General features: G+C 46.4%; 36 protein-coding genes and 2 tRNA genes. 2 read left to right on the top strand and 36 right to left on the bottom strand.

From position 1 onward, the window contains the following. Positions 1 to 4 precede the first annotated feature (4 nt). From rpmJ to fkpA, 32 genes are all read right to left on the bottom strand, one after another. Positions 5 to 118: a 50S ribosomal protein L36 gene (gene rpmJ / locus CSW98_RS11930; protein ID WP_039969906.1), complete on the bottom strand. Its 114-nt coding sequence runs from the start codon at positions 116 to 118 to the stop codon at positions 5 to 7. 40 nt (positions 119 to 158) lie between these two features. Then, positions 159 to 1496: a preprotein translocase subunit SecY gene (secY, locus tag CSW98_RS11925; RefSeq protein WP_100800714.1), complete on the bottom strand. Its 1338-nt coding sequence runs from the start codon at positions 1494 to 1496 to the stop codon at positions 159 to 161. Between the two features lie 20 nt (positions 1497 to 1516). Then, positions 1517 to 1951 (bottom strand): 50S ribosomal protein L15, encoded by a 435-nt coding sequence (gene rplO / locus CSW98_RS11920; protein ID WP_100800713.1) that lies wholly within the window; start codon positions 1949 to 1951, stop codon positions 1517 to 1519. Between the two features lie 5 nt (positions 1952 to 1956). After that, positions 1957 to 2136 carry a 50S ribosomal protein L30 gene (gene rpmD, locus CSW98_RS11915; RefSeq protein WP_198517337.1) on the bottom strand — a complete coding sequence of 60 codons (180 nt, stop codon included), beginning with the start codon at positions 2134 to 2136 and terminating at the stop codon, positions 1957 to 1959. 2 nt (positions 2137 to 2138) lie between these two features. Continuing rightward, positions 2139 to 2645, bottom strand: a complete 507-nt coding sequence (gene rpsE, locus CSW98_RS11910; RefSeq protein ID WP_100800712.1) for a 30S ribosomal protein S5 — start codon at positions 2643 to 2645, stop codon at positions 2139 to 2141. Positions 2646 to 2660: 15 nt separating this feature from the next. Beyond that, a complete protein-coding gene (gene rplR / locus CSW98_RS11905) occupies positions 2661 to 3014 on the bottom strand; it encodes a 50S ribosomal protein L18 (protein ID WP_100800711.1) in 354 nt (117 codons plus the stop codon). A gap of 9 nt (positions 3015 to 3023) precedes the next feature. Continuing rightward, positions 3024 to 3557, bottom strand: a complete 534-nt coding sequence (gene rplF / locus CSW98_RS11900; RefSeq protein ID WP_100800710.1) for a 50S ribosomal protein L6 — start codon at positions 3555 to 3557, stop codon at positions 3024 to 3026. Positions 3558 to 3569: 12 nt separating this feature from the next. Beyond that, entirely contained in the window at positions 3570 to 3962 is a 393-nt protein-coding gene (rpsH, locus tag CSW98_RS11895) for a 30S ribosomal protein S8 (RefSeq protein ID WP_100800709.1), read from the bottom strand. A 32-nt stretch (positions 3963 to 3994) separates the two neighbouring features. Continuing rightward, positions 3995 to 4300, bottom strand: a complete 306-nt coding sequence (gene rpsN / locus CSW98_RS11890; protein WP_100800708.1) for a 30S ribosomal protein S14 — start codon at positions 4298 to 4300, stop codon at positions 3995 to 3997. A gap of 17 nt (positions 4301 to 4317) precedes the next feature. Then, complete coding sequence (rplE, locus tag CSW98_RS11885) at positions 4318 to 4857, bottom strand: 50S ribosomal protein L5 (RefSeq protein ID WP_100800707.1); 540 nt, start codon at positions 4855 to 4857, stop codon at positions 4318 to 4320. Positions 4858 to 4880: 23 nt separating this feature from the next. Continuing rightward, positions 4881 to 5198, bottom strand: coding sequence for a 50S ribosomal protein L24 (gene rplX / locus CSW98_RS11880; protein WP_100800706.1), 318 nt, complete (start codon positions 5196 to 5198; stop codon positions 4881 to 4883). Between the two features lie 12 nt (positions 5199 to 5210). Then, entirely contained in the window at positions 5211 to 5582 is a 372-nt protein-coding gene (rplN, locus tag CSW98_RS11875; RefSeq protein ID WP_100800705.1) for a 50S ribosomal protein L14, read from the bottom strand. Positions 5583 to 5744: 162 nt separating this feature from the next. Continuing rightward, the gene (rpsQ, locus tag CSW98_RS11870) at positions 5745 to 5999 is read right to left on the bottom strand and encodes a 30S ribosomal protein S17 (protein WP_100800704.1); all 255 of its coding nucleotides are present in this window, start codon (positions 5997 to 5999) and stop codon (positions 5745 to 5747) included. Further along, positions 5999 to 6190: a 50S ribosomal protein L29 gene (gene rpmC / locus CSW98_RS11865; RefSeq protein WP_100800703.1), complete on the bottom strand. Its 192-nt coding sequence runs from the start codon at positions 6188 to 6190 to the stop codon at positions 5999 to 6001. The genes rpsQ and rpmC overlap by 1 nt, the downstream gene beginning before the upstream one ends. After that, positions 6190 to 6600: a 50S ribosomal protein L16 gene (gene rplP / locus CSW98_RS11860; protein ID WP_100800702.1), complete on the bottom strand. Its 411-nt coding sequence runs from the start codon at positions 6598 to 6600 to the stop codon at positions 6190 to 6192. The genes rpmC and rplP overlap by 1 nt, the downstream gene beginning before the upstream one ends. An 11-nt stretch (positions 6601 to 6611) precedes the next feature. Next, positions 6612 to 7310: a 30S ribosomal protein S3 gene (gene rpsC / locus CSW98_RS11855; RefSeq protein WP_100800701.1), complete on the bottom strand. Its 699-nt coding sequence runs from the start codon at positions 7308 to 7310 to the stop codon at positions 6612 to 6614. Positions 7311 to 7329: 19 nt separating this feature from the next. Then, a complete protein-coding gene (gene rplV / locus CSW98_RS11850) occupies positions 7330 to 7662 on the bottom strand; it encodes a 50S ribosomal protein L22 (protein ID WP_026027327.1) in 333 nt (110 codons plus the stop codon). A 10-nt stretch (positions 7663 to 7672) separates the two neighbouring features. Then, positions 7673 to 7951: a 30S ribosomal protein S19 gene (gene rpsS, locus CSW98_RS11845; protein ID WP_001138114.1), complete on the bottom strand. Its 279-nt coding sequence runs from the start codon at positions 7949 to 7951 to the stop codon at positions 7673 to 7675. Between the two features lie 20 nt (positions 7952 to 7971). Continuing rightward, entirely contained in the window at positions 7972 to 8796 is an 825-nt protein-coding gene (rplB, locus tag CSW98_RS11840; protein ID WP_100800700.1) for a 50S ribosomal protein L2, read from the bottom strand. Between the two features lie 16 nt (positions 8797 to 8812). After that, positions 8813 to 9115, bottom strand: coding sequence for a 50S ribosomal protein L23 (gene rplW / locus CSW98_RS11835; protein WP_100800699.1), 303 nt, complete (start codon positions 9113 to 9115; stop codon positions 8813 to 8815). Next, positions 9112 to 9714 carry a 50S ribosomal protein L4 gene (gene rplD, locus CSW98_RS11830; RefSeq protein ID WP_100800698.1) on the bottom strand — a complete coding sequence of 201 codons (603 nt, stop codon included), beginning with the start codon at positions 9712 to 9714 and terminating at the stop codon, positions 9112 to 9114. Before rplD ends, rplW begins: the two co-directional genes overlap by 4 nt. A gap of 16 nt (positions 9715 to 9730) precedes the next feature. Next, positions 9731 to 10360: a 50S ribosomal protein L3 gene (gene rplC, locus CSW98_RS11825; protein ID WP_100800697.1), complete on the bottom strand. Its 630-nt coding sequence runs from the start codon at positions 10358 to 10360 to the stop codon at positions 9731 to 9733. Between the two features lie 14 nt (positions 10361 to 10374). Continuing rightward, the gene (gene rpsJ / locus CSW98_RS11820; protein ID WP_100800696.1) at positions 10375 to 10686 is read right to left on the bottom strand and encodes a 30S ribosomal protein S10; all 312 of its coding nucleotides are present in this window, start codon (positions 10684 to 10686) and stop codon (positions 10375 to 10377) included. A 377-nt stretch (positions 10687 to 11063) separates the two neighbouring features. Next, positions 11064 to 12248, bottom strand: coding sequence for an elongation factor Tu (tuf, locus tag CSW98_RS11815; protein ID WP_100800695.1), 1185 nt, complete (start codon positions 12246 to 12248; stop codon positions 11064 to 11066). A gap of 119 nt (positions 12249 to 12367) precedes the next feature. Continuing rightward, positions 12368 to 14464 (bottom strand): elongation factor G, encoded by a 2097-nt coding sequence (gene fusA, locus CSW98_RS11810; protein WP_100800694.1) that lies wholly within the window; start codon positions 14462 to 14464, stop codon positions 12368 to 12370. Positions 14465 to 14631: 167 nt separating this feature from the next. Next, positions 14632 to 15102, bottom strand: a complete 471-nt coding sequence (gene rpsG, locus CSW98_RS11805; protein WP_100800693.1) for a 30S ribosomal protein S7 — start codon at positions 15100 to 15102, stop codon at positions 14632 to 14634. Positions 15103 to 15215: 113 nt separating this feature from the next. Beyond that, complete coding sequence (rpsL, locus tag CSW98_RS11800; RefSeq protein WP_100800692.1) at positions 15216 to 15590, bottom strand: 30S ribosomal protein S12; 375 nt, start codon at positions 15588 to 15590, stop codon at positions 15216 to 15218. 192 nt (positions 15591 to 15782) lie between these two features. Then, positions 15783 to 16061 carry a sulfurtransferase complex subunit TusB gene (gene tusB, locus CSW98_RS11795; protein ID WP_100800691.1) on the bottom strand — a complete coding sequence of 93 codons (279 nt, stop codon included), beginning with the start codon at positions 16059 to 16061 and terminating at the stop codon, positions 15783 to 15785. A 53-nt stretch (positions 16062 to 16114) separates the two neighbouring features. Continuing rightward, positions 16115 to 16471, bottom strand: coding sequence for a sulfurtransferase complex subunit TusC (gene tusC / locus CSW98_RS11790; protein WP_100800690.1), 357 nt, complete (start codon positions 16469 to 16471; stop codon positions 16115 to 16117). Next, positions 16468 to 16860, bottom strand: a complete 393-nt coding sequence (gene tusD, locus CSW98_RS11785; RefSeq protein ID WP_100800689.1) for a sulfurtransferase complex subunit TusD — start codon at positions 16858 to 16860, stop codon at positions 16468 to 16470. The genes tusC and tusD overlap by 4 nt, the downstream gene beginning before the upstream one ends. Continuing rightward, entirely contained in the window at positions 16857 to 17579 is a 723-nt protein-coding gene (locus CSW98_RS11780; protein ID WP_100800688.1) for a helix-turn-helix transcriptional regulator, read from the bottom strand. The genes tusD and CSW98_RS11780 overlap by 4 nt, the downstream gene beginning before the upstream one ends. A 182-nt stretch (positions 17580 to 17761) precedes the next feature. Then, a complete protein-coding gene (fkpA, locus tag CSW98_RS11775; RefSeq protein ID WP_100800687.1) occupies positions 17762 to 18556 on the bottom strand; it encodes an FKBP-type peptidyl-prolyl cis-trans isomerase in 795 nt (264 codons plus the stop codon). A 133-nt stretch (positions 18557 to 18689) separates the two neighbouring features. Here fkpA and CSW98_RS11770 point away from each other — a divergent pair, with 133 nt between their 5' ends. Both CSW98_RS11770 and CSW98_RS11765 read left to right on the top strand, forming a co-directional pair. Then, the gene (locus tag CSW98_RS11770; protein WP_100800686.1) at positions 18690 to 19670 is read left to right on the top strand and encodes a WD40 repeat domain-containing protein; all 981 of its coding nucleotides are present in this window, start codon (positions 18690 to 18692) and stop codon (positions 19668 to 19670) included. A 5-nt stretch (positions 19671 to 19675) separates the two neighbouring features. Then, the gene (locus CSW98_RS11765; RefSeq protein ID WP_100800685.1) at positions 19676 to 19912 is read left to right on the top strand and encodes a SlyX family protein; all 237 of its coding nucleotides are present in this window, start codon (positions 19676 to 19678) and stop codon (positions 19910 to 19912) included. A 117-nt stretch (positions 19913 to 20029) separates the two neighbouring features. Here the strand turns inward: CSW98_RS11765 and metH are convergent, their stop codons facing one another. The 4 genes from metH to CSW98_RS11745 all read right to left on the bottom strand — a co-directional run bounded on the left by metH (position 20030) and on the right by CSW98_RS11745 (position 25219). After that, on the bottom strand, positions 20030 to 23710 hold the full coding sequence (gene metH / locus CSW98_RS11760) for a methionine synthase (RefSeq protein WP_100800684.1): 3681 nt from the start codon (positions 23708 to 23710) through the stop codon (positions 20030 to 20032). A 31-nt stretch (positions 23711 to 23741) separates the two neighbouring features. Next, positions 23742 to 24683: a homoserine O-acetyltransferase MetA gene (gene metA, locus CSW98_RS11755; RefSeq protein ID WP_100800917.1), complete on the bottom strand. Its 942-nt coding sequence runs from the start codon at positions 24681 to 24683 to the stop codon at positions 23742 to 23744. A 347-nt stretch (positions 24684 to 25030) separates the two neighbouring features. Then, positions 25031 to 25107, bottom strand: a tRNA-Trp gene (locus CSW98_RS11750). Positions 25108 to 25142: 35 nt separating this feature from the next. Beyond that, positions 25143 to 25219: transfer RNA gene (locus CSW98_RS11745), tRNA-Asp, on the bottom strand. Between the last annotated feature and the right edge of the window lie 40 nt (positions 25220 to 25259).

Here is a 25259-nt window from a genome sequence, read left to right as displayed (position 1 = left end):
TTAATTAGCCTTGGCGCTGTTTATGCTTTGGCTCACTGCAGATCACGCGAACAACACCGTTGCGCTTGATGATTTTGCAGTTACGGCAGATTTTTTTAACGGAAGCACGAACTTTCATTGCTAAACTCCGTAAATGAGAATCTGACTACTACCGCGGATTAGCGGCCATAGCCTTTCAGATTCGCCTTTTTCAACACAGAATCATACTGTTGTGACATCAGATGAGTCTGTACCTGTGCCATAAAATCCATAATGACTACAACTACAATCAGTAGCGATGTGCCACCAAAGTAGAAACGGACATTCCATGCAGTCATCATAAACTGTGGGATCAGACAGATAAAGGTAATATAGAGTGCACCCGCAAGGGTCAATCTCGTCATTACTTTATCGATATACTTCGCTGTCTGCTCACCTGGGCGGATGCCGGGTACGAATGCACCGGACTTCTTCAGGTTATCTGCTGTTTCTCGCGGGTTGAATACCAACGCCGTATAGAAGAAACAGAAGAAAATAATCGCTGCTGCATAAAGCATTACATACAGTGGTTGACCAGGGCTAAGAGCCAAAGACACGTCAGTTAACCAACTGAACGCGCTGTCCTCACCACCTGAATTACCAAACCACTGTGCCAGTGTTCCGGGGAACAGGATAATGCTTGACGCAAAAATTGCTGGTATAACACCTGCCATATTAATCTTAAGTGGCAAATGCGTACTTTGTGCTGCAAATACTTTACGACCTTGTTGACGTTTTGCGTAGTTAACAACGATACGACGTTGACCACGCTCCATGAAAACAACAAAGTAAATAACAGCAAAAGCTAACACACCAATTAACAGCAGAAGAAGTACATGCAGTTCACCTTGACGCGCTTGCTCGATTGTATTTCCGATCGCTTTAGGCAGCCCGGCAATGATACCTGAGAAAATAATCAGAGAAATACCATTACCAATTCCACGCTCAGTAATCTGTTCACCTAACCACATCAAAAACATGGTGCCGGTTACTAGACTCACGGTCGCAACTAACGTGAACATGGTTTGGTCGATAACGACCAGATTGTCGACCATGTTCGGTAGGCCGGTTGCAATACCAATAGCCTGGAAACTACCTAATACAAGCGTGCCGTAGCGTGTATATTGGCTAATCTTACGACGGCCTGCTTCACCCTCTTTCTTGAGTTCCGCTAACGCTGGATGAACTACAGTCAGCAACTGGATAACAATAGACGCCGAAATATACGGCATGATACCCAGTGCCAAAATAGATGCACGCTCAAGAGCACCACCGGAGAACATGTTAAACATTTCAACGATGGTACCTTTTTGCTGTTCGAACAAATCGGCAAGTACAGCCGCATCAATCCCAGGTAGCGGTACAAAAGAACCAGCTCTGAATACTAATAACGCTACTACAACATAGAGTAAACGCGACTTTAATTCAGATAAGCCGCTCTGAGTACTACGAAAATCTTGTCCTGGTTTCTTAGCCATCTGTACCTCGTTCCTCGAGATTATTCCTCGATTTTACCGCCTGCAGCTTCGATTGCAGCTTTAGCGCCTTTAGTCACGCGTAGACCTTTAACAGTCACAGCTTTGCTGATTTCACCAGAAAGAACGATTTTTGCAAATTCGATATTCTTAGTGATGATGTTAGCAGCTTTCAGGCTGTTCAGATCAACTACGTCACCTTCTACCTTCGCTAGTTCACCTAGACGAACTTCAGCAGACACCAGACTCTTGCGAGAAGTGAAGCCGAATTTAGGCAGACGTTGTTTCAGAGGCATTTGACCGCCTTCAAAACCTGGACGAACAGTACCGCCTGAACGTGATTTTTGACCTTTGTGACCACGGCCACCAGTTTTACCCAGGCCAGAACCGATACCACGACCCAGACGCTTCTTAGAAGGGTTAGAGCCAGCAGCCGGTGATAGAGTATTCAAACGCATTCTGATTACTCCTCAACTTTAACCATGTATTGAACTTTATTGATCATACCACGTACACATGGTGTATCTTCAAGTTCAACAGTATGGTTGATGCGACGAAGACCTAGACCACGCAAAGTAGCTTTGTGCTTTGGTAGTCGGCCGATTGAGCTTTTAGTTTGAGTTACTTTAATAGTTGCCATGATCATTACTCCGAAATAGATTCAACAGTCAGACCACGTTTAGCAGCAACCATTTCTGGTGACTTCATGCCGCTCAAACCATCAATCGTCGCACGTACGATATTGATAGGGTTCGTAGAACCGTATGCTTTCGCAAGTACGTTGTGAACACCTACAACTTCCAGTACTGCACGCATCGCACCACCGGCGATGATACCTGTACCTTCTGCAGCTGGCTGCATGTAAACTTTAGAGCCAGTGTGACGACCTTTCACCGCATGGTGAAGAGTACCGTCATTAAGCGCAACAGTAATCATGTTACGACGCGCTTTTTCCATTGCTTTTTGAATAGCCGCTGGTACTTCACGAGCTTTGCCGTAACCGAAACCAACGCGGCCATTACCATCACCAACTACAGTCAGAGCAGTAAAGCTGAAAATACGACCACCTTTAACCGTCTTAGATACACGGTTTACAGCGATCAGCTTTTCTTGCAGATCTGTAGCTTGTGCTTGTGCTTGTTCTTTAGCCATCTTCCAAACCCTACCTTAGAATTTCAGACCAGCTTCGCGAGCAGAATCTGCCAGCGCAGCTACACGGCCGTGGTATTGGAAACCAGAACGATCGAAAGCAACACTTGTGATGCCTTTTTCGATAGCGCGCTCAGCAATAGCTTTACCTACCGCTTTAGCAGCGTCAACGTTACCAGTATTCTTAACTTGCTCACGGATCGCTTTTTCTACAGTAGAAGCTGCTGCGATAACCTCAGAGCCATTCGCTGCAATAACCTGTGCATACACATGACGAGGAGTACGGTGTACAACTAGGCGATCTACGCGAAGTTCTGCAATCTTACGACGTGCACGTGTAGCACGACGGATGCGAGATGCTTTCTTATCCATAGTGTTACCTTACTTCTTCTTAGCTTCTTTAGTACGCACATTTTCATCTGCGTAACGAACACCTTTACCTTTATAAGGCTCAGGCTCACGGTAAGAACGAATATCAGCCGCAACCTGACCAACAACTTGCTTATCGCAACCTGTGATCACAATTTCAGTTTGGCTTGGACATTCTGCTTTAACACCCGCTGGCAGTTCATGCTCAACAGGGTGAGAGAAGCCCAGTGTCAGAGCAACAGCGTTGCCTTTAATGGCAGCACGGTAACCAACACCTTTCAGGGTAAGCTTCTTAGTAAAGCCATCAGTAACACCAACAACCATGTTGTTTACTAGTGCACGAGCAGTACCTGCTTGTGCCCAAGCGTTTACAACACCTTCTTTAGGACCGAAAGTAAGGTTGTTATCTTCCTGTGCGATTACTACTGCATCGTTAAAAACACGAGACAGTTCGCCTTTTGCACCTTTTACAGTGACTTCTTGGCCGTTTAATTTCACCTCTACGCCAGCTGGAATAGCGACAGGTGCTTTAGCAACACGAGACATTTTCTACTCCTATTACGCTACGTAGGCGATGATTTCACCACCAAGACCGGCTTTACGTGCAGCACGATCGGTCATAAGACCTTTGGAAGTGGATACTACAGCAATACCCAGACCGCCCATCACTGATGGTAGCGAGTCTTTGTTCTTATAGACGCGCAGACCAGGACGTGAAACACGTTGGATTTGCTCGATTACTGGTTTAGCCTGGAAGTACTTCAGAGTCACTTCCAGTTCTGGTTTGGTTTCGCCTTCAACAGCGAAATCAGCGATATAACCTTCAGCCTTAAGCAAAGTAGCAATTGCAACTTTAAGCTTTGAAGAAGGCATTTTAACAGCAACTTTGTTTGCTGCCTGACCGTTACGAATACGGGTCAGCATATCCGAAATCGGATCTTGCATGCTCATAGATTTCTCTCCAAATGATTAAGTGGCAATTATTACCAGCTAGCCTTACGAAGACCCGGGATCTCGCCTTTCATGCAAGATTCACGAACCTTAATACGGCATAGACCGAATTTACGTAGGTAACCGTGTGGACGACCAGTTTGGTTGCAACGGTTGCGCTGACGTGATGCACTTGAATCACGTGGAAGTTCTTGCAGCTTAAGCACTGCATTCCAACGGTCTTCTTCAGATGCGTTTACATCGCTGATGATAGCTTTTAGTGCCGCACGCTTTTCAGCATACTTGGCAACTAGCTTTGCACGCTTTGTTTCACGTGCCTTCATTGATTGTTTAGCCATAACAGTAACCCTTCACCTTACTTACGGAATGGGAAGTTAAAGGCAGCCAGCAGAGCACGGCCTTCCTCATCGTTTGCAGCAGACGTCGTGATAGTAATATCAAGACCGCGCACACGATCGACTTTATCGTAGTCGATTTCCGGGAAGATGATTTGCTCGCGAACGCCCATGCTGTAGTTACCGCGTCCGTCAAAAGACTTAGCGCTAACACCACGGAAGTCACGTACACGTGGAAGAGCGATTGAAATCAGACGCTCAAGAAAATCCCACATACGTTCGCCACGCAAGGTTACTTTACAACCAATTGGGTAGCCTTCACGAATTTTGAAGCCTGCAACAGATTTACGCGCTTTAGTGATAAGTGGCTTTTGACCAGAAATGATCGCCATATCAGAGGCTGCGTTTTCCAGCAGTTTCTTATCGTTGATGGCTTCACCAACGCCCATGTTTAGGGTGATTTTATCAATCCTAGGGACTTGCATGACGCTTGTGTAACCGAACTGTTTGGTCAGTTCAGCGACTACAGACGACTTGTAGTAATCATGCAGTTTCGCCATAGTAGAACTCCAAATTACTTCTATTAGTTAGAAATGGTTTCGTTGTTAGATTTAAAGAAACGAACTTTCTTACCATCTTCGAAACGGAAACCTACTCGGTCTGCTTTACCAGTTGCCGCATTGAAGATTGCAACGTTAGAAGCATCGATAGCTGCTTCCTGTTCAACGATGCCACCTTGGATACCAAGAGCCGGTACAGGCTTCTGGTGTTTCTTCACAAGGTTGATACCTTCAACGATAACTTTACCGGTAGAAAGAACCTTAGTTACCTTACCTTTCTTGCCTTTGTCTTTACCAGCAAGAACGATTACTTCGTCATTACGACGGATTTTAGCTGCCATTGTTGCCGCTCCTTACAGAACTTCTGGAGCCAGTGAAACAATCTTCATGAATTTCGCATTACGAAGTTCACGAGTCACTGGACCAAAGATACGTGTGCCGACTGGTTGCTCAGTAGTGTTGTTCAACAATACGCAAGCATTACGGTCGAAGCGAATGACAGAACCGTCAGGGCGACGTACGCCTTTACGGGTGCGCACTACTACCGCCTTCAGAACATCACCTTTTTTAACTTTACCGCGAGGAATTGCTTCTTTCACTGTAACTTTGATGATGTCACCGATATGTGCATAACGGCGGTGTGAGCCACCCAGAACCTTAATACACATCACTCTACGAGCGCCGGAGTTATCCGCGGCTTCGAGTGTGCTTTGCATTTGGATCATGTTAGTGCTCCGCTAAATATTATAAAACTAGACCCTCTCGGGTCGGGCTGCCTTTTATAAGGGCTGCGAATTGTACCACCCTTTTATGTGATTGGGTAGACAAAAAACAAACGGCCCCAAAAAAAATTTGGAGCCGTTTGAGAGCTTGTAAATCAAGGAAAATTAGATTTTCGCTTTTTCTACAACTCGAACCAGAGTCCAAGACTTAGTCTTAGACAGTGGACGACATTCACGAATTTCAACAGTGTCGCCGATGCCACACTCGTTGTTTTCGTCATGTGCGTGTATTTTAGTCGTGCGTTTTACGAACTTACCGTAAATTGGGTGCTTCACGAAACGCTCGATAGCAACAGTGATAGACTTGTCCATCTTGTCGCTAACAACACGACCTTGCTGAGTACGAATATTGTCGCTCATTATGCGCCTGCCTTCTCATTCAGAACAGTTTTCACACGTGCGATATCACGGCGTACAGCTTTCAGAGTATGAGTTTGCTGTAGCTGGCCAGTCGCAGCCTGCATACGCAGGTTGAACTGCTCGCGCAGCAAATTCATCAGTTCGTCATTAAGCTCTGCAACGCTTTTTTCGCGTAGATCTTGTGCTTTCATCACATCACCTGCTTAGTTACAAATGTTGTTTTGATTGGCAGTTTACGTGCCGCAAGGCGGAACGCTTCACGCGCCAACTCTTCAGGTACACCACCCATTTCGTACATCACCTTACCCGGTTGGATTTGGGCTACCCAGTACTCAACGTTACCTTTACCCTTACCCTGACGAACTTCAAGTGGTTTTTCAGTGATAGGCTTATCTGGGAAAATACGGATCCAGATTTGACCTTGACGCTTAACGTGACGCGTCATCGCACGACGAGCCGCTTCGATCTGACGAGCAGTGATACGACCACGGCCAACAGCTTTCAGGCCGTAAGTACCAAAACTTACGTCAGTACCTTTAGCCAGACCACGGTTGCGACCAGTATGAACCTTACGGAACTTAGTACGTTTAGGTTGTAGCATCAGTCGACTCCTTATTTACGGCCTTTACGCTGCTTCTTAGGCTTATCAGCCTTTGGCTCTACTGCGTTAGCAGCCGGCATGCCACCAAGAATCTCACCTTTGAAGATCCAAGTTTTGATGCCGATCACACCATACTGGGTGTGAGCCGAAGAAGTTGCGTAATCAATATCAGCACGTAGTGTGTGTAGTGGCACACGGCCTTCACGGTACCATTCAGTACGCGCGATTTCAGCACCGCCAAGACGGCCGCTTACTTCAACCTTGATACCCTTAGCACCCAGACGCATTGCGTTCTGTACCGCACGCTTCATAGCGCGACGGAACATAACACGACGTTCCAGCTGAGACGCGATGCTGTCGCCAACAAGTTGAGCGTCCAGCTCAGGCTTACGTACTTCAGCGATGTTAATTTGCGCTGGTACACCTGCAATTTTAGCTACAGCAGTGCGTAGCTTCTCAACGTCTTCACCTTTCTTACCGATAACAACGCCTGGACGAGCAGTGTGGATAGTCACACGAATGCTCTTAGCAGGACGTTCGATAATGATGCGTGACAGAGACGCTTTTTGTAGTTCCTTAGTCAGGAACTGACGTACCTTGAAGTCGCCGTCTAGGTTGTCAGCGAAATCTTTGGTATTAGCAAACCATGTAGCATTCCAAGGCTTAACGATGCCAAGACGAATACCATTTGGATGTACTTTCTGACCCATTGCTTACTCTCCTAGTCTCTTAGCGATCTGCAACAACAACAGTGATGTGGCTAGAACGCTTCAAGATACGATCCGCACGGCCTTTAGCACGAGGCATAATACGCTTCATGACAGGGCCTTCATCTACGAAGATCTTAGCAACATTAAGATCGTCGATATCTGCACCTTCGTTGTGTTCTGCGTTAGCGATTGCTGACTCAAGAACTTTCTTAACCAATACAGCAGCTTTTTTGTTGCTGAAAGTCAGAATTTCCAGAGCCTGGTCAACAGATTTACCACGAATGAGATCTGCAACTAAGCGAGCTTTCTGTGGAGAAATACGAGCAAAGTTATGTTTAGCGATAGCTTCCATTATCTACTCCTTATTTCTTCTTCGCTTTCTTATCTGCAGCGTGACCGCGATAAGTACGAGTTGGTGCAAATTCACCCAGTTTGTGACCGATCATTTCATCAGTTACAAATACTGGAACGTGCTGACGACCATTATGGACAGCGATGGTCAAACCGATCATTGTAGGTATGATCATTGAACGACGGGACCAAGTCTTAATAGGCTTTTTGTCTCCGCTTTCCACCGCTTTCTCTACCTTCTTCAGCAAGTGTAGGTCAATAAAAGGACCTTTCTTGAGAGAACGTGGCATGGCTTATCCTCTTTAATAGATTACTTGTTACGACGACGTACGATGTACTTGTCAGTGCGCTTGTTCTTACGGGTCTTAAAGCCTTTAGTTGGCATACCCCATGGAGATACTGGGTGACGACCACCAGATGTACGGCCTTCACCACCACCGTGTGGGTGGTCTACCGGGTTCATTACCACACCGCGAACGGTAGGACGAACACCGCGCCAGCGGTTAGCACCGGCTTTACCCAGTTCACGTAGCATGTGCTCAGAGTTACCCACTTCACCGATTGTTGCACGGCCTTCAGAAAGTACTTTGCGCATTTCGCCAGAACGTAGGCGTAGAGTTACATAAGCACCGTCGCGAGCGACGATTTGTGCATATGCACCTGCAGAACGAGCAAGTTGTGCACCTTTACCAGGCTTCAGTTCAACACAGTGAACAGTAGAACCAACTGGAATGTTGCGCATCGGCAGAGTGTTACCTGCTTTGATTGGCGCATCAACACCAGACTGGATCTGATCACCAGCTTGAATGCCTTTTGGTGCAATGATGTAGCGACGCTCACCGTCTTTATACAGAACTAGAGCAATGTTTGCGCTACGGTTTGGATCGTATTCCAGACGCTCAACCTTCGCAGGGATACCGTCTTTAGTACGTTTGAAGTCAATTACACGGTAGTGGTGTTTATGACCACCGCCGATGTGACGTACTGTGATACGACCGTTGTTGTTACGACCACCATTCTTAGAGTTTTTCTCCAGAAGAGGTGCGTATGGCTTACCCTTGTGCAGGTCAGCGTTAACAACTTTAACTACATGACGACGACCAGGGGAAGTCGGCTTACACTTAACAATAGCCATTGTTCAACTACTCCTGTTATTCCGCACCGCCAACGAAGTCAAGATCCTGACCTTCTTTCAGAGTTACATACGCTTTCTTAACGTCGCTGCGGCGACCTTGGCGTAGACCCTGACGCTTGGTTTTACCCTTAAGCACAAGAGTGTTTACAGACTTAACTTCAACTTCAAATAGCTTTTCTACAGCTGCTTTGATCTCTTTTTTAGTTGCATCTTTTGCTACTTTGAAAACGATAGTGTTCGCTTTCTCTGCAGCCATAGTTGCTTTTTCAGAGATATGTGGAGCACGTAGAACCTTTAGTAGACGCTCTTCATTGATCATGCCAGCATCTCCTCAACTTGCTTAACAGCTTCCGCTGTCATTAGAACCTTGTCGAACGCGATCAGGCTTACTGGATCGATACCAGCAACGTCACGTGCGTCAACTTTGTACAGGTTACGAGCAGCTAAGAATAGATTCTCATCTACTTCGCCAGTCACAATCAGAACATCGTTAAGCTCAAGTTCTTTAAGCTTAGCTACTAGCTCTTTAGTTTTTGGTGCTTCTACTGAGAAGTTATCAACAACGATTAAACGCTCTTGACGAACAAGCTCAGAAAGAATGCTCTTCATAGCACCACGGTACATTTTCTTGTTTACTTTTTGGCTGTGATCTTGTGGTTTCGCAGCAAAAGTAACACCACCTGTACGCCAGATTGGGCTACGAATTGTACCAGCACGCGCACGGCCAGTACCTTTTTGACGCCAAGGCTTAGCACCGCCGCCTGATACTTCAGAACGAGTTTTTTGAGCACGAGTGCCTTGACGAGCACCTGCTGCATACGCAACAACTACCTGATGTACAAGAGCTTCGTTGAACTCACGTCCGAAAGTAGTTTCGGAAACAGTTAGTGCATCAGCACCTTTAACCATCAATTCCATTACTTACTCCTAGACGTTATGCTTTAACAGCTGGTTTAACGATCACGTCGCCGCCAGTTGAACCAGGTACTGCACCTTTGATAAGAAGCAGATTGCGTTCAGCGTCAACACGTACGATCTCCAGGTTTTGAGTCGTTACGCGCTCAGCACCCATGTGACCTGCCATTTTCTTGCCTTTAAATACGCGACCTGGAGTCTGACATTGACCGATAGAACCAGGAGCACGGTGAGACAAAGAGTTACCGTGAGTCATATCTTGAGTACGGAAGTTCCAGCGCTTAACAGCACCTTGGAAACCTTTACCCTTAGATGTACCAGTAACGTCTACTTTTTTAGTTTCGTTGAACAGTTCAACAGTCAGTTCAGCACCAACTTCAAACTCTTCGCCGTTTTCTAAACGGAATTCCCAAAGACCGCGGCCAGCTTCAACACCTGCTTTCGCATAGTGACCAGCTTCTGGCTTAGTTACACGGCTAGCTTTCTTAGCACCAGCAGTTACCTGAATTGCTGCGTAACCATCAGTCTCAAGAGTTTTAACTTGAGTTACACGGTTAGCTTCTACTTCAACAACTGTTACTGGGATAGAAACGCCTTCTTCGGTAAATACGCGGGTCATACCCACTTTACGTCCGACTAGACCAATCATTCTTCTAATCTCCCTTAACCTAGGCTAATTTGAACGTCAACGCCTGCAGCAAGGTCTAGACGCATCAGAGCATCAACAGTCTTGTCTGTTGGCTCAACAATGTCGATCAGACGCTTATGAGTACGAATTTCGTACTGATCACGAGCTTTCTTGTTAACGTGTGGAGAGATAAGAACAGTGAAACGCTCTTTACGGGTTGGCAGTGGAATTGGACCACGAACCTGTGCGCCGGTACGTTTTGCTGTTTCTACGATTTCCGCTGTAGACTGGTCGATCAGTTTGTAATCGAAAGCCTTTAGGCGGATACGGATACGTTGGTTCTGCATGAGACAGAGCTCCAAATTAAATAAATTACACAAACAATATCGCCACTCAAACTCGTCAAGACGAGAGAATGCCGATTGATTTATGTGAAACCGTAGCTTCCAAGATTAGGAAACATTGTCAGTTAAATTTGAATTAACTATTACGCTAATATTTTATTAACCGCGAACATAAGCTGAGTATACGTTACCAGACGGAAAGTCTGCTCCTCAGTGCTCATTGGTTCACAACTGGCTAAGCCAGTGCGCGATATTATACAGCTTGAAGAAGGGGTTGCAAGCAGAGGATGAAAAATAATCGAAAATAAATGGAAGATCAAAAAGGGAAGCCGAAGCTTCCCTTTTCAGATGCGATTATCGCAAATATCTAACGAATAATATTATTCGAAGATTTTAGCAACAACACCAGCACCTACTGTACGGCCACCTTCACGGATCGCGAAGCGCAGACCTTCGTCCATCGCGATTGGTGCGATTAGCTCTACAGTCATCTTGATGTTATCACCAGGCATTACCATTTCTACGCCTTCTGGCAGCTCGATGTTACCAGTTACGTCAGTTGTACGGAAGTAGAACTGTGGACGGTAGCCTTTGAAGAATGGTGTGTGACGACCACCTTCATCTTTTGACAGTACGTATACTTCTGATTCGAACTTAGTGTGTGGAGTGATTGAACCAGGCTTAGCCAGTACCTGACCACGCTCTACTTCGTCACGTTTAGTACCACGTAGTAGGGCACCAACGTTCTCACCCGCACGACCTTCGTCTAGAAGCTTACGGAACATCTCTACACCAGTACAGGTCGTTGTTGTAGTTTCGTGGATACCCACGATTGCTACTTCATCACCCACTTTCAGGATACCACGCTCGATACGGCCTGTTACTACTGTACCACGACCCTGGATTGAGAATACGTCTTCGATTGGCATCAGGAACGGCATGTCTACTGCACGCTCTGGTTCTGGGATGTACTCATCAAGTGCTTTTGCTAGCTCGATGATTTTCTCTTCCCACTGTGCTTCGCCATTTAGCGCGCCTAGTGCTGAACCCTGGATTACTGGTAGGTCATCACCTGGGAAATCGTACTCAGACAGCAGTTCACGTACTTCCATTTCTACTAGTTCTAGCAGCTCTTCGTCATCTACCATGTCACATTTGTTCATGAATACGATGATGTAAGGGATACCAACCTGACGGCCTAGCAGGATGTGCTCACGAGTTTGTGGCATTGGACCATCTGTTGCAGCAACAACCAGGATGCCACCGTCCATTTGCGCAGCACCAGTGATCATGTTTTTAACATAGTCAGCGTGTCCTGGGCAGTCTACGTGTGCATAGTGACGGCTTGGAGTGTCGTACTCTACGTGTGAAGTAGCGATGGTGATACCGCGTTCACGCTCTTCTGGAGCGTTATCGATTGATGCGAAGTCACGTGCTGCACCGCCGTATACTTTAGAAAGTACAGTACAGATTGCTGCTGTTAGAGTTGTTTTACCGTGGTCAACGTGGCCGATAGTACCAACGTTTACGTGCGGTTTCGTACGTTCAAATTTTTCTTTAGACACGATCGTGTTCCTTCCTAGTTATGATTCGCCCCGAGTATCGTTATTCAGGGCGCGCCAGAATTTGCTATTTTATGCGTCAACTTTCGTCAACGCAATACATTCATTGTGACAATGATTGTTTAACTACGCTCTGCAATAATAGCATCTGCTACGTTTTTCGGCACTTCAGCATACTCGGAAAATTCCATAGAGTACGATGCACGGCCTTGCGTTGCAGAACGCAGGTCGGTTGCGTAACCAAACATTTCTGAAAGTGGTACCTGGGCACGGATAATTTTCAGACCAGCATTGCCGTCTTCCATACCCGAGATAATGCCGCGGCGACGGTTCAAATCACCTACCACATCACCCATCCAGTCTTCAGGAGTGGTTACTTCAACCTTCATCATTGGTTCAAGAAGAACGGGCTGCGCTTCGAGAGCCCCTTTCCTGAACGCCATTGAGCCAGCGATTTTAAACGCCATCTCACTAGAGTCAACATCATGGTACGAGCCGTCAAACAGGGTTGCTTTGACATCCAATACAGGATAGCCGGCCAGCACACCGTTATTCATCTGCTCCTCGATACCTTTCGCTACCGAGCTGATGTATTCCTTAGGAACTACACCACCCACGATCTCGTCTACGAATACAAACCCTTCACCAGTTTCTGACGGTTCCAGTTTCAGCCATACATGACCATACTGACCTCGACCACCGGACTGGCGAACAAATTTGCCTTCTACTTCAGCTTTACCACGGATGGTTTCGCGGTATGCAACCTGAGGTTTACCCACGTTACAGTCCACACTGAATTCTCTTTTCATTCGATCAACAATGATGTCCAGATGCAGTTCACCCATACCTGAAATCAGTGTCTGACCGGTTTCGTCATCGGTTTCGACACGGAATGACGGGTCTTCAGCAGCCAGTTTACCCAGTGCCATACCCATTTTTTCCTGATCAGCTTTAGAGCGTGGTTCTACAGCAATCTGGATAACCGGTTCAGGGAATTCCATACGCTCCAGAATCACTTTATGACCCTGATCACACAGGGTATCCCCTGTAGTCACATCTTTCAAACCAATCGCAGCTGCGATGTCACCGGCGCGAATTTCTTTCACTTCTTCACGCTTATTTGAGTGCATCTGTACGATACGGCCAAAACGCTCACGCTTTTGCTTCACTGAGTTATAGACGGTATCCCCGGAATTCACTACACCAGAGTAAACACGCATAAAGGTTAACGTACCTACAAATGGGTCCGTCGCAATCTTAAATGCAAGAGCTGAAAATGGTTCGTTATCATCAGCATGACGTTCGATCTCATTCTCGTCTTCATCATGACCTTTGATTGACGGCACATCAACAGGAGCCGGAAGATACTCGATAACAGCATCAAGTACGGCCTGTACACCTTTGTTCTTAAATGCACTACCACAAGTGGCCAGCACAATTTCATTGTTTAGTGTACGGGTACGCAGACCTTGCTTCAGCTCTTCTTCTGTCAGTTCGCCGTCTTCAAGGTATTTTTCCATTAATTCTTCATTGGCTTCAGCTGCAGCTTCAATCATATGATTGCGCCACTCTTCTGCCAGTTCCAGCATATCCTCCGGAATCTCTTCATAAGTGAAGGTCATGCCCTGATCGGCTTCGTTCCAGTTGATTGCTTTCATCTTGATAAGGTCGATAACACCTTTGAATTCATCTTCCGCACCAATATTTAACTGGATTGGAACTGGATTCGCACCAAGACGATCTTTAATTTGGTTAACCACACGCAGGAAATCTGCGCCGGCACGGTCCATCTTATTCACAAACACCATACGTGGAACATGATATTTGTCTGCCTGACGCCATACCGTTTCAGACTGAGGTTCAACACCGGAAGCACCACAGAACACCACTACGGCACCATCAAGCACACGTAAAGAACGCTCCACTTCAATAGTGAAGTCTACGTGTCCCGGAGTATCGATAATATTGATACGGTGTTCGTCAAACTGTGCCTGCATACCGCGCCAGAAGGTTGTCGTCGCAGCGGAAGTGATAGTAATACCACGTTCTTGCTCCTGCTCCATCCAGTCCATGGTTGCAGCACCATCATGCACTTCGCCGATTTTATGAGAAAGGCCGGTGTAGAATAGAATACGCTCAGTAGTGGTAGTTTTACCTGCATCTACGTGAGCACAGATACCGATATTACGGTAGCGCTCAATAGGAGTTTTGCGAGCCACGATTGAATCCTCTTATTAGAGATAGGGACTATTGCTATAGCTAAAAACGTTCTCAGCTAAAAACTATCTTCGAGAAAAATACTGTCCTCTAGATATAGCAATAGTTCCTAGCATAAGCATAGGAACTAAAGAAGTGCTGCAAGGAATCTTGCAGCACTGAAAAGGTATTACCAACGGTAATGAGCAAACGCTTTGTTCGCTTCTGCCATGCGGTGAACATCTTCACGTTTCTTCACAGCAGTACCTTTGTTTTCTGATGCGTCCAGCATTTCAGCAGCCAGACGAGCAGCCATAGATTTCTCACCACGCTTACGCGCAGCTTCAACCAACCAGCGCATAGCAAGTGCGTTACGGCGAACCGGACGTACTTCTACAGGCACCTGATAAGTTGAACCACCCACACGGCGAGATTTAACTTCTACCGCAGGGCGAACATTTTCAAGAGCTTCTTCAAATACAGCTAAGTGATCTTTGCCAGATTTCTCAGCCATAGTATCTAGTGCACCGTATACGATTTTTTCAGCAGTTGATTTCTTACCGTCAACCATAACGATGTTTACAAATTTTGCCAGCAGTTCAGATTTGAACTTTGGATCTGGAAGGATCTTACGCTGACCAATAACGCGACGACGTGGCATGGAATATTCTCCGTTGTCTTCTTCAGGTTTTATCCAAAACTTTTCAGTTTTATCAAAAAATACAAATTAATTTAGTGTTTGGCCTTACTTAACGCTTTCTTTACAGAGAAATATTAAGACTTAGGACGTTTCACACCGTACTTAGAACGACCTTGCTTACGGTCATTTACGCCTGCACAGTCAAGTGCACCACGAACAGTGTGGTAACGCACACCTGGAAGGTCTTTAACACGACCACCACGGATTAGAACAACTGAGTGTTCCTGAAGGTTGTGGCCTTCACCGCCGATGTACGAAGTTACTTCGAAACCGTTTGTCAGACGTACACGACAAACTTTACGAAGTGCTGAGTTAGGTTTTTTAGGTGTAGTAGTGTAAACACGAGTACATACACCACGTTTTTGTGGGCACGCTTCCAGCGCTGGCACGTTGCTTTTAACAACTTGCTTAACGCGAGGACTACGTACCAACTGGTTAATAGTTGCCATTAACTAGCTCCTGATATTACTTAAAGTAAGCTTTGTGAAAAATCTATATCCCATCGTGTTTCATGGACATTCACCATGTACATTTAGGGACGCAAAATTCTATGCATGGATGGAAGGTGTGTCAAGAAATATACGGATCTTTTTTATACAGCAGGTTGTCAGACTCTCCGTAATATTGACCGAAGTGACAAACTACCAGGTCATCATAGTGATATTCTGTTCCGTCAATTCAACAAATCCGGAGAAATCGATCAGTTCAACTTCACTTATTGCCCGTTTATCCAGCCCTCTGGCCTTGATATCCGGTAGCAGAACATAGAATGGGTTGGCATTTTGTGTCAGTGCAGTATGAGAAATATGACAAGTCAAGGCTGCATATATCCCATCTTCTACCAAAAGAATAGGATCTTCAGCATCGACATAAGTCAAAGCCTGAGCCAGAGACTGATGATGTTTTATAATGTGCAACATGTTGTGTCCGTTTTTGCTCACTCATGATGTGAAATAAAAAGCTGAACCAGCTATCAGAAAGTAATTACCTTATGGCATTCACTCAGCCTTGCACCAATTTCTGCCCGGGGAAGGATTACTCCCTGAATCAGGAGATCATCTGGGCTCAGCCCATATTCCTGCATAGATGACTGGCAGATCAATACATTCTCTATATCGTACAGTTCCATTAACCTGAATGCTGGCAGATAATCACGGGAATAAATCCCTGTAGTATCCTGCCCGGAGATCAGTTGAGTGACACCATTACCAAGAAAAAACACCTGCAACTCTTCACTGTATGCAGAAGCAGCCAGTAGAGCATCTAATCCCTCTCGCCCACATGCTGTACTGTGAGGGTGGGAGCGAAACACAAATGCAATTTTACTCAAAACTGTACCACCCTATCCTGAGTCAGTAATGCTTCTGCCAGACTGCCCAGACCAACCTGTTCAAACCCGTGTGCCAGGTTGTGATGATCCCGGTTATGCTGCTCAGCTTCCTGTTTGCTTAATACCCCCCGGCGCAACGCCGCGGCAACACACGTTTCCAGGCTAACACCGTGCTCCAATGCCAGTTTCTGCCATGCCTGAGTTAAATCAAATTCATCATTGGCCGGAATGACTAAGTCAGAGCCGTTAGACACCCCGTCCTGATAAAAGAACACAGAGGTCAGTTTATGGCCTTTTTCCAGCAATGCACAGGCAAAGCCATACGCATTACGAGCCGACTGGCTCCCATAAACGGATCCTGTTACCAGCAGGGTGTAATTCAGACTCACTTCTCACCTTCCTCTGTTTTACGTTGTCGTATATAAAGATAGACGGTATGTTTAGAAATATTCAATCTTTCTGCAACCCGGTTAATAGCATCTTTGATATCAAAAATACCTTTATCGTACAGATCCATGACTATCTGACGGTTTTTGGTATTGTTGGATACGGACTTATCACCATTGATTTCTTCTATCGTATGTTCAACAGTTTGATCCACCAGCTCAACGACATCACTGGCAAAATTCACAGATGAAGCCGCTTCCTTTGCATCTTCCGTCGGCATAAAGGATTGCAGAATTTGAGAAAAAGGGGCATCCAGATTGACGTTAATACAAAGCAGACCAATCACCCGGTTATTACCATTGCGGATAGCAATCGTAATTGATTTCATCAGGATCCCGCCCTTGGCTCGGGTAAAGTAAGGACGAGAGAAGTTACGCTCAGAACCTTCAATATCTTTCAACATTTTCAGTGCCATATCAGTGATCGGCGAACCAACCTGACGCCCGGTATTTTCTCCGTTCGCAATACGAATTGCCGAGGTATCCAGACTTTCCAGCGAATGAAGAACAATTTCACAGAAAGGTCCGATCAAACTTGCCAAACCATCTACCACAGCTTCGTAAGATTTCAGGATAGTGAGATCTTCTTTGGTAAATGGCTCTACCACAACGGATTCCATTTCAAGTAACGCATCAGCGTGTAATGCTTCGGTAGTAGTCACGTTTTCCCGTCCCAGAACAAATAATCAACAAATTGACGCAATTTTATCAGAAAATTTGAATAGCGTACCATTTTGGGTCAATTATGGAGAGCCTAATACGAAAAAGACCCGAAAATTCCGGGTCTTCAGCTGTTTTCACCACCCTCAGCTTCTGTTCAAAAACAACAAGCCAGGTCGTTTGCTTATTCAGCAGCCGCTTCGTCTTCGCCAGCCTCATCCTTATTAATGCTGATCAGCTCAACTTCAAAAATCAAAGTGGAATTAGCCGGAATAGCCTGTGTATCCTGATCACCATAAGCCAGTTCTGGTGGGAGAACGAGCTTATATTTGGAGCCAACTGTCATCAGTTGTACACCTTCAGTCCAACCTGGGATCACACGATCCAGAGGAAACGTTGCTGTCTGATTACGGTCATAAGAGCTGTCGAACTTAGTGCCGTCAATCAAAGTACCGGTGTAATGAACCTCAACTGTATCCGTTTCTGTCGGCTTTTCCCCTTCGGCCGGTGTCAGTACTTTGTATAGCAGGCCAGAGTCTGTTTTCTGTACGCCTTCTTCTTTTTCAAACTCAGCACGGAAATCATCACCCGCCTGTTTTGCCGCTGCCGCTTTTTCTGCTGCCTGTTGCTGCATCTTCTCAGCAACACGTTTGTCCAGAGCTTCCAGTACCTGACGTGTTTCTTCGTCATTCAGTACCGATTTCTCAGCAAACACATCCTGAATACCCTGTAGCACCAGCTCTTTTTTCAGCTCAATACCAAATTCAGCCGGTTTTCCGATACTGGTCGACAGGTAATTAGCAAAAGAAACACCAATAGCATAAGCCGCTTTATCATCTTCCGAAGCAAATTGTTCTGCCTTAGCCGCTTCAGTCTGAACCTGTGGCGTCGCTTCCGTTTTTGGTGCTTCTTCTTTTTGACAACCAACCGCAAGCATTACAGTTGCAGCTAACAGGGACACTTTAAAAAAAGGTTTCATTAAATTCTCCAATTGAATGGCCATGCCATTTTCGTTTTATACACCTTGATATACTTGCCTGAGTGTGCAAATAGTCTGATGTATCAATATACTAGGTATATACCTTTCGACACAAACCGGAATCTCTATTGTGATGCGAACAATCTCTCATTCAGCGCTTATTTTCATTGTCAGCCTACTGTTAAATGGCTGTTTCTTTTCTGACAATGACGACCAGCGCTGGGTTATCGAACCAACAGGCACCACCAGTTTTGCCCTCAGCCGTGATGGCCGGTTTGCCCTACTCTACTCAAAACAACGTCAGCTTCTTCTGTGGGATCTACAGGAAAATAAGGAGCTGGCCGAACTGGGAAAACAGGATCCGGCAGGGAATACGGTTTCCCGGATAAGGATCTCGGATAATGGCCGATTCGCCATTACCGCCACACAGCAGAACTTTGCGGTCTGGGATCTATCCTGGACACAAGCCAAAGGGTTATGGTCGATTTCTGACGGACTTATCCGCGATGTCGATATAGCCAGCAATGGCGAGCAGATCCTGCTGGGCCTGTCTAATGGTAAAGCTATCTACGTCAACTTAGTCACCGGAAGACGTCTAGAGTTCCTTGCCCACAGGGAAAAAGTCAATTCTGTCGCATTGTCAGCCAATGGCCACTTTGCACTCTCTGGAGGAAATGACTACAAAGCCTACCTGTGGGATACCGATACAGGTCAGGTTCTCTATCAGTTTGAGCATGATGCAAGAATCAACCGGGTGGCACTGCAAAGAGACGGGAAACTGGCTCTGACATCAGATGGAGCAAACGATGCGTATATCTGGGATCTCCGTGATGGCAGGAAAGTCTCTGCCCTGAAATCCTTATCCCGGCAACTTATTTTTACAACAGCCCGCTTTTCTGACACCGGAGAAAAACTGGCTACCGGAACCCCCTCAGGCAGAGTATATTTGTGGCACACAAGCTCAGGAAAAAAAATACAGGGCTGGGATTCTTTACCATTAAAAGATGCACGCCCGCCCACAGCAGTAGTGTATGATGCCGCCTTTGATCATCAAAACCGGGTAATATCAGGAACTTCTGCTGGAGTTGCTCAGGCATGGACAATAGACGATTAACACTTATGAACGATAAACAGACACAGAGCCTTGATGCTCTGGAATACAAAATTGAAGATTTAGAATGCAAACTAGCCTTTCAGGAACAGACCATTGATGAATTAAATGAGGCTCTCAGTCAGCAACAATTGCTGATCAGTAAGATGCAGGAACAGATGCGTTTTGTCGTAGGCAAAATTAAGAGTATGGACACATCGAATCTGGCGGATGAATCGGAAGAGACCCCACCACCGCATTACTAAGATAAGTTAATGTTGCATATTTCGCCCTGCTAAAAGATAAAAAATCGTCATCCGTTACATGGTGTGACAATAGATATATACACATAAAGAATGACGACTTTTTATCCGGACAAAACTCTATGACAGATTAGGGCCCAACCACCTTTCCGCTTCTTCCCTGCCCCAGCCTTTACGCAGAGCATAGTCATCCAGTTGATCTTCCTGAATCTTCGCTACCGCAAAGTAACGGGAATCTGGATGGGAGAAGTACCAGCCTGATACCGAAGCACCCGGCGTCATAGCATAGCTAGTTGTCAGTTGCATACCGATCTGCTCTTCCACACCCAGTAGATCCCAGATAGGGCCTTTTTCCGAGTGTTCAGGGCAAGCCGCATAACCCGGCGCAGGGCGAATACCCTGATACTTCTCACGGATCAGATCATCGTTGCTCAGGTTTTCATCCGCTGCATAGCCCCAGATTTCAGTACGAACCTTCTGATGCAGGTATTCTGCAAAAGCTTCTGCCAGACGGTCAGCCACAGCCTGAATCATAATGGCGTTGTAGTCATCACCCTTGGCTTTAAACTCATCTGCCAGCTCACGCTCACCGATGCCACCGGTCACCGCAAACATACCAATCCAGTCGCTCTTACCACTTTCTTTCGGCGCAATAAAGTCCGACAGACAGTAGTTTGCTCCCCTAGGTTTTTCGGTTTGCTGACGCAGATGATGCAGTACTTGGGTCACTTCATTACGTGACTCATCGGCATACACTTCAATATCTTCATTGGTACTTGCCGCCGGGAACAGACCACAGATACCGGCTGTTTTCAGCAGTCCTTCCGCTTCGATGCGATCCAGCCAGTCGTTCGCATCCTTGAACAACTTTCTCGCCTCTTCGCCCACTTCTTCGTGATCGAAGATCTTCGGATATTTACCGGACAGAGACCAGGTCATAAAGAACGGCGTCCAGTCGATATACTCGCGCAGGGTAGCCACATCCATATCCCTGAACACATGCACGCCCGGTTTCACCGGTGCTGGTGGGGTATAACTATCCCAGTCCGTTACCAGTTTGTTGGCTCTTGCCTGCTCCAGTGTGATCGGCTTGGTGCGCGGTGTCTTGCGGCTGTGCTGTTCACGAACCAGTTCGTACTCTGCATCCAGTTTTTCTACAAAGGCCGGACGCTGCTCATCAGAGAGCAGTGCTGAGCAGACGCCCACAGCGCGCGATGCGTTGCTGACATACACCACCGGATGACTGTAATTCTGCTCGATTTTCACTGCGGTATGCGCTTTGGATGTGGTCGCACCACCGATCATTAACGGCTTATCAAAACCATTCCGCTCCATTTCCTTGGCAACGTGTACCATTTCATCCAGAGACGGTGTAATCAAACCGGAGAGACCAATCAAGTCCACATTTTCTTCTTTGGCAACTTTCAGGATCTTCTCGCACGGTACCATGACACCAAGGTCGATGATCTCGTAGTTATTACACTGCAGCACCACACCTACGATATTCTTACCGATATCGTGTACATCCCCTTTTACGGTTGCCAACAGGATCTTACCGTTAGACGTTCCCGCCTGCTTTTCCGCATTGATATAAGGTTCAAGATGCCCAACAGCCTGCTTCATCACCCGGGCAGATTTCACTACCTGAGGGAGGAACATTTTACCTTCGCCGAACAGGTCACCAACCACGTTCATGCCATCCATCAGAGGGCCTTCAATGACCTCCAGTGGTTTGCTGGCATTCACACGGGCCTCTTCCGTATCTTCAACAATAAACTCGGTAATGCCTTTCACCAGCGCATGTTCAAGACGCTTGTTTACTGGCCAGCTTCGCCATTCCTGTGCAGAAGCATCTTCCTGCTTACCGACAGCGTTCTCACGGTACTCTTCCGCTATCTCCAGCAAGTTTTCTGTCGCATCAGCATGACGGTTCAGGATCACGTCTTCTACCGCATCACGCAGCTTCTCAGGTACGTTATCGTAGATTTCCAGCTGACCCGCATTCACGATCCCCATATCCATACCACGCTTGAAGCAGTGATACAGGAATACCGCGTGAATCGCTTCTCGCACGTAGTTATTACCCCGGAAGGAGAAAGAAACGTTCGATACACCACCAGAAATCATAGCGTGCGGCAGGTCTCGTTTGATATCACCTACTGCTTCGATAAAGTCGACGGCGTAATTATTGTGTTCATCAATACCGGTTGCTACCGCAAAGATGTTCGGGTCAAAGATAATATCTTCCGGCGGGAAACCCACTTCATCCACCAGAATACGATAAGCATTGGTACAGATTTCCAGCTTACGCTCACGGGTGTCCGCCTGACCCACCTCGTCAAAGGCCATCACAATCACCGCGGCACCATAACGGCGGATCAGTTTTGCCTGCTGAATAAACTTCTCTTTCCCTTCTTTCATCGAGATAGAGTTAACAATGCCTTTACCCTGAATGCATTTCAGGCCAGCTTCGATCACCTCCCATTTAGAAGAGTCGACCATAATCGGCACTTTGGAGATTTCAGGCTCAGAAGCACACAGGTTCAGGAAGCGCACCATACACGCTTCCGCATCCAGCATGCCTTCATCCATATTGATATCGATGATCTGCGCGCCGTTTTCCACCTGCTGACGAGCCACTTCCAGTGCTTCGTCATAAGCTTCTTCTTTAATCAGCCGCTTGAAGCGTGCAGAACCGGTCACGTTGGTCCGCTCACCCACGTTGATAAACAGGCTGTCTTTTTCAATTGTCAGTGGCTCAAGCCCTGAAAGACGACACGCAACTGAAAGCTCTGGCAGTTTACGAGGAGCCACATTGGCTACCACTTCTGCCATAGCACGAATATGATCCGGTGTAGTACCACAACAACCGCCGACAATATTCAGAAAGCCACTTTCAGCCCATTCCTTAATATGTACCGCCATATCAGCGTCTGACAGGTCGTATTCACCAAAGGCATTCGGCAAGCCAGCATTCGGGTGAGCTGACACATAGCATTCAGAGATACGCGACAGTTCTTCAACATACTGACGCAGCTCATCCGGCCCCAACGCACAGTTCAGGCCGAACGAAATAGGGTTCACGTGCCGCAGCGCGTTATAGAAAGCTTCGGTCGTCTGACCGGAAAGCGTCCGTCCGGAAGCGTCTGTGATAGTACCGGAGATCATTACCGGTAGCTTAATACCCAGTTCTTCAAATACCGTATCAACAGCAAACGCACACGCCTTGGCATTCAGGGTATCAAAGATGGTTTCGATAAGGATAAGATCCACACCACCCTTGATCAACGCTCGGGTGGACTCAGAGTAAGCCTTAACTAACCCGTCAAAAGTAATGTTTCGAAAACCCGGGTCATTCACATCTGGAGAAATAGAACAGGTGCGGTTGGTCGGGCCTAAAACACCGGCAACAAAACGCGGTTTTTCCGGTGTTTTTGCAGTCCACTCATCCGCAACCTGACGAGCTAGTCTGGCTGCCTCAAAATTGATGTCTTCGCTCAGGCTTTCCATATCATAGTCAGCCATTGCGATCGTCGTCGCATTAAAACTGTTGGTTTCCAGAATATCTGCACCTGCTTCCAGATAAGCAGAATGGATATCTTTAATAATCTCAGGCTGAGTCAGAACCAGCAGGTCATTATTACCTTTCAGGTCACAATGCCAGTCAGCAAAGCGTTCACCACGGTAATCTTCTTCTTTCAGCTTATAGCCCTGGATCATGGTACCCATACCACCATCCAAAATCAGAATACGTTGTTTCAGTTGTTGTTCAATTAGTTGTCTTGTATTGCTTACACCCACAGTACTGCCTCAATCCTTGTCCATGTACAGACTAGTCATCTTTCGTAAAATTATCTTCAGAGAAGTGTTCCAAATCATATGGTGTCCGCTGGTAAACACAATAGTTCAACCAGTTAGCAAACAGCAGATGACCATGGCTGCGCCAGCTTGCTGTCGGCGCATTATCAGGGTTATCGTTTGGATAATAGTTCACCGGAATAGCCGGATCCATACCTTCTCCTACATCCCTGACATATTCATTATGCAAGGTGTGTGAATCATACTCTGGATGACCTGTCACAAAGACATTGCGTTTGTCCTTGGTCGCTGCCAGATAAACCCCTGCGATATCAGATGTTGCCAGAATATCCAAATCAGTATGTTCATCCAGATAGGCCGGAGAAAAATCAGCATAACGGGAATGCGGAGCAAGAAAAGTATCGTCAAAACCACGCAGAATCGGATTATGCTGCTCATGAATCTTATGCACATAGACTCCGGATAATTTTTCCCTACGGGTTTTCTTCGGTAGACCATAAAGCAGTTTTAGACCAGCTTGCGCAGCCCAGCAGACAAACATGGTCGAGGTCACGTGATCTTTTGCCCAATTCATAATAACCTGCAGATGATCCCAGTACAGCACATCTTCAAACTGTACCAAGCCCAGAGGTGCCCCCGTAATGATAAGACCATCAAAGTTACGATCTTTTACCATCTCAAACTGGCGATAAAAAGTATCCAGGTGCTCTGTCGGAGTGTTTCTGCTCGGTCGGTTATCAATACGCAACAATTCCACATCGACCTGAAGCGGGCTATTAGATAAAAGACGTAAAAACTGAGTTTCCGTTTCAATCTTTTTCGGCATCAGATTCAGAATCAATACCTTTAGAGGACGGATTTCCTGAGTGGAAGCTCGTGATTCAGACATCACAAAAATATTTTCCTGACGTAGTACATCGGATGCAGGCAGTTGATCGGGAATCTTAATTGGCACGGCTTTCTCCATAAGCTATCTAGACGTCTATATAGCCAGATTAACCGAAGAGATTTGTGATGTCGAGCAGAAATCATCGTGATGACGAAAGAGTTTCTCTATCGAAGCTAACGGTTATTCTTAAAGAAAGGAAAAGGACTTCATATAAGGAAATAGAAAAAATTAAGATATGAAAAAACCTATCTTTGACAGAGACTTCTTAAATATGACAGGGGTGGCGAAATTCGAACTCCCAACACGCGCTGATTTTTGGTATTGACGGAATCCGCTGCTTTACCAATTGGAGCTACGACACTCAGACTGCAGACGTAAAAAAGCCCCAGTCTTACGACTGAGGCTTTTAATAATGGCAGGGGTGGAGAGATTCGAACTCCCAACACGCGGATTTGGAATCCGCTGCTCTGCCAATTGGAGCTACACCCCTGTAGTTCGTGTTTAATGAGACGACTCTCTAATAAGTGGCGGAGCGGACGGGACTCGAACCCGCGACCCCCGGCGTGACAGGCCGGTATTCTAACCAACTGAACTACCGCTCCACTAAACTTTTTACCAAATAAAGTCTTATGATTAGATGCT

Origin of the sequence: Vibrio sp. HA2012 (genome assembly GCF_002812955.1) — a bacterium.
Lineage (GTDB): Bacteria > Pseudomonadota > Gammaproteobacteria > Enterobacterales > Vibrionaceae > Vibrio.
The sequence above is the reverse complement of the archived record's forward strand: the minus strand, read 5'-3'. Positions and strand labels throughout refer to the sequence as shown.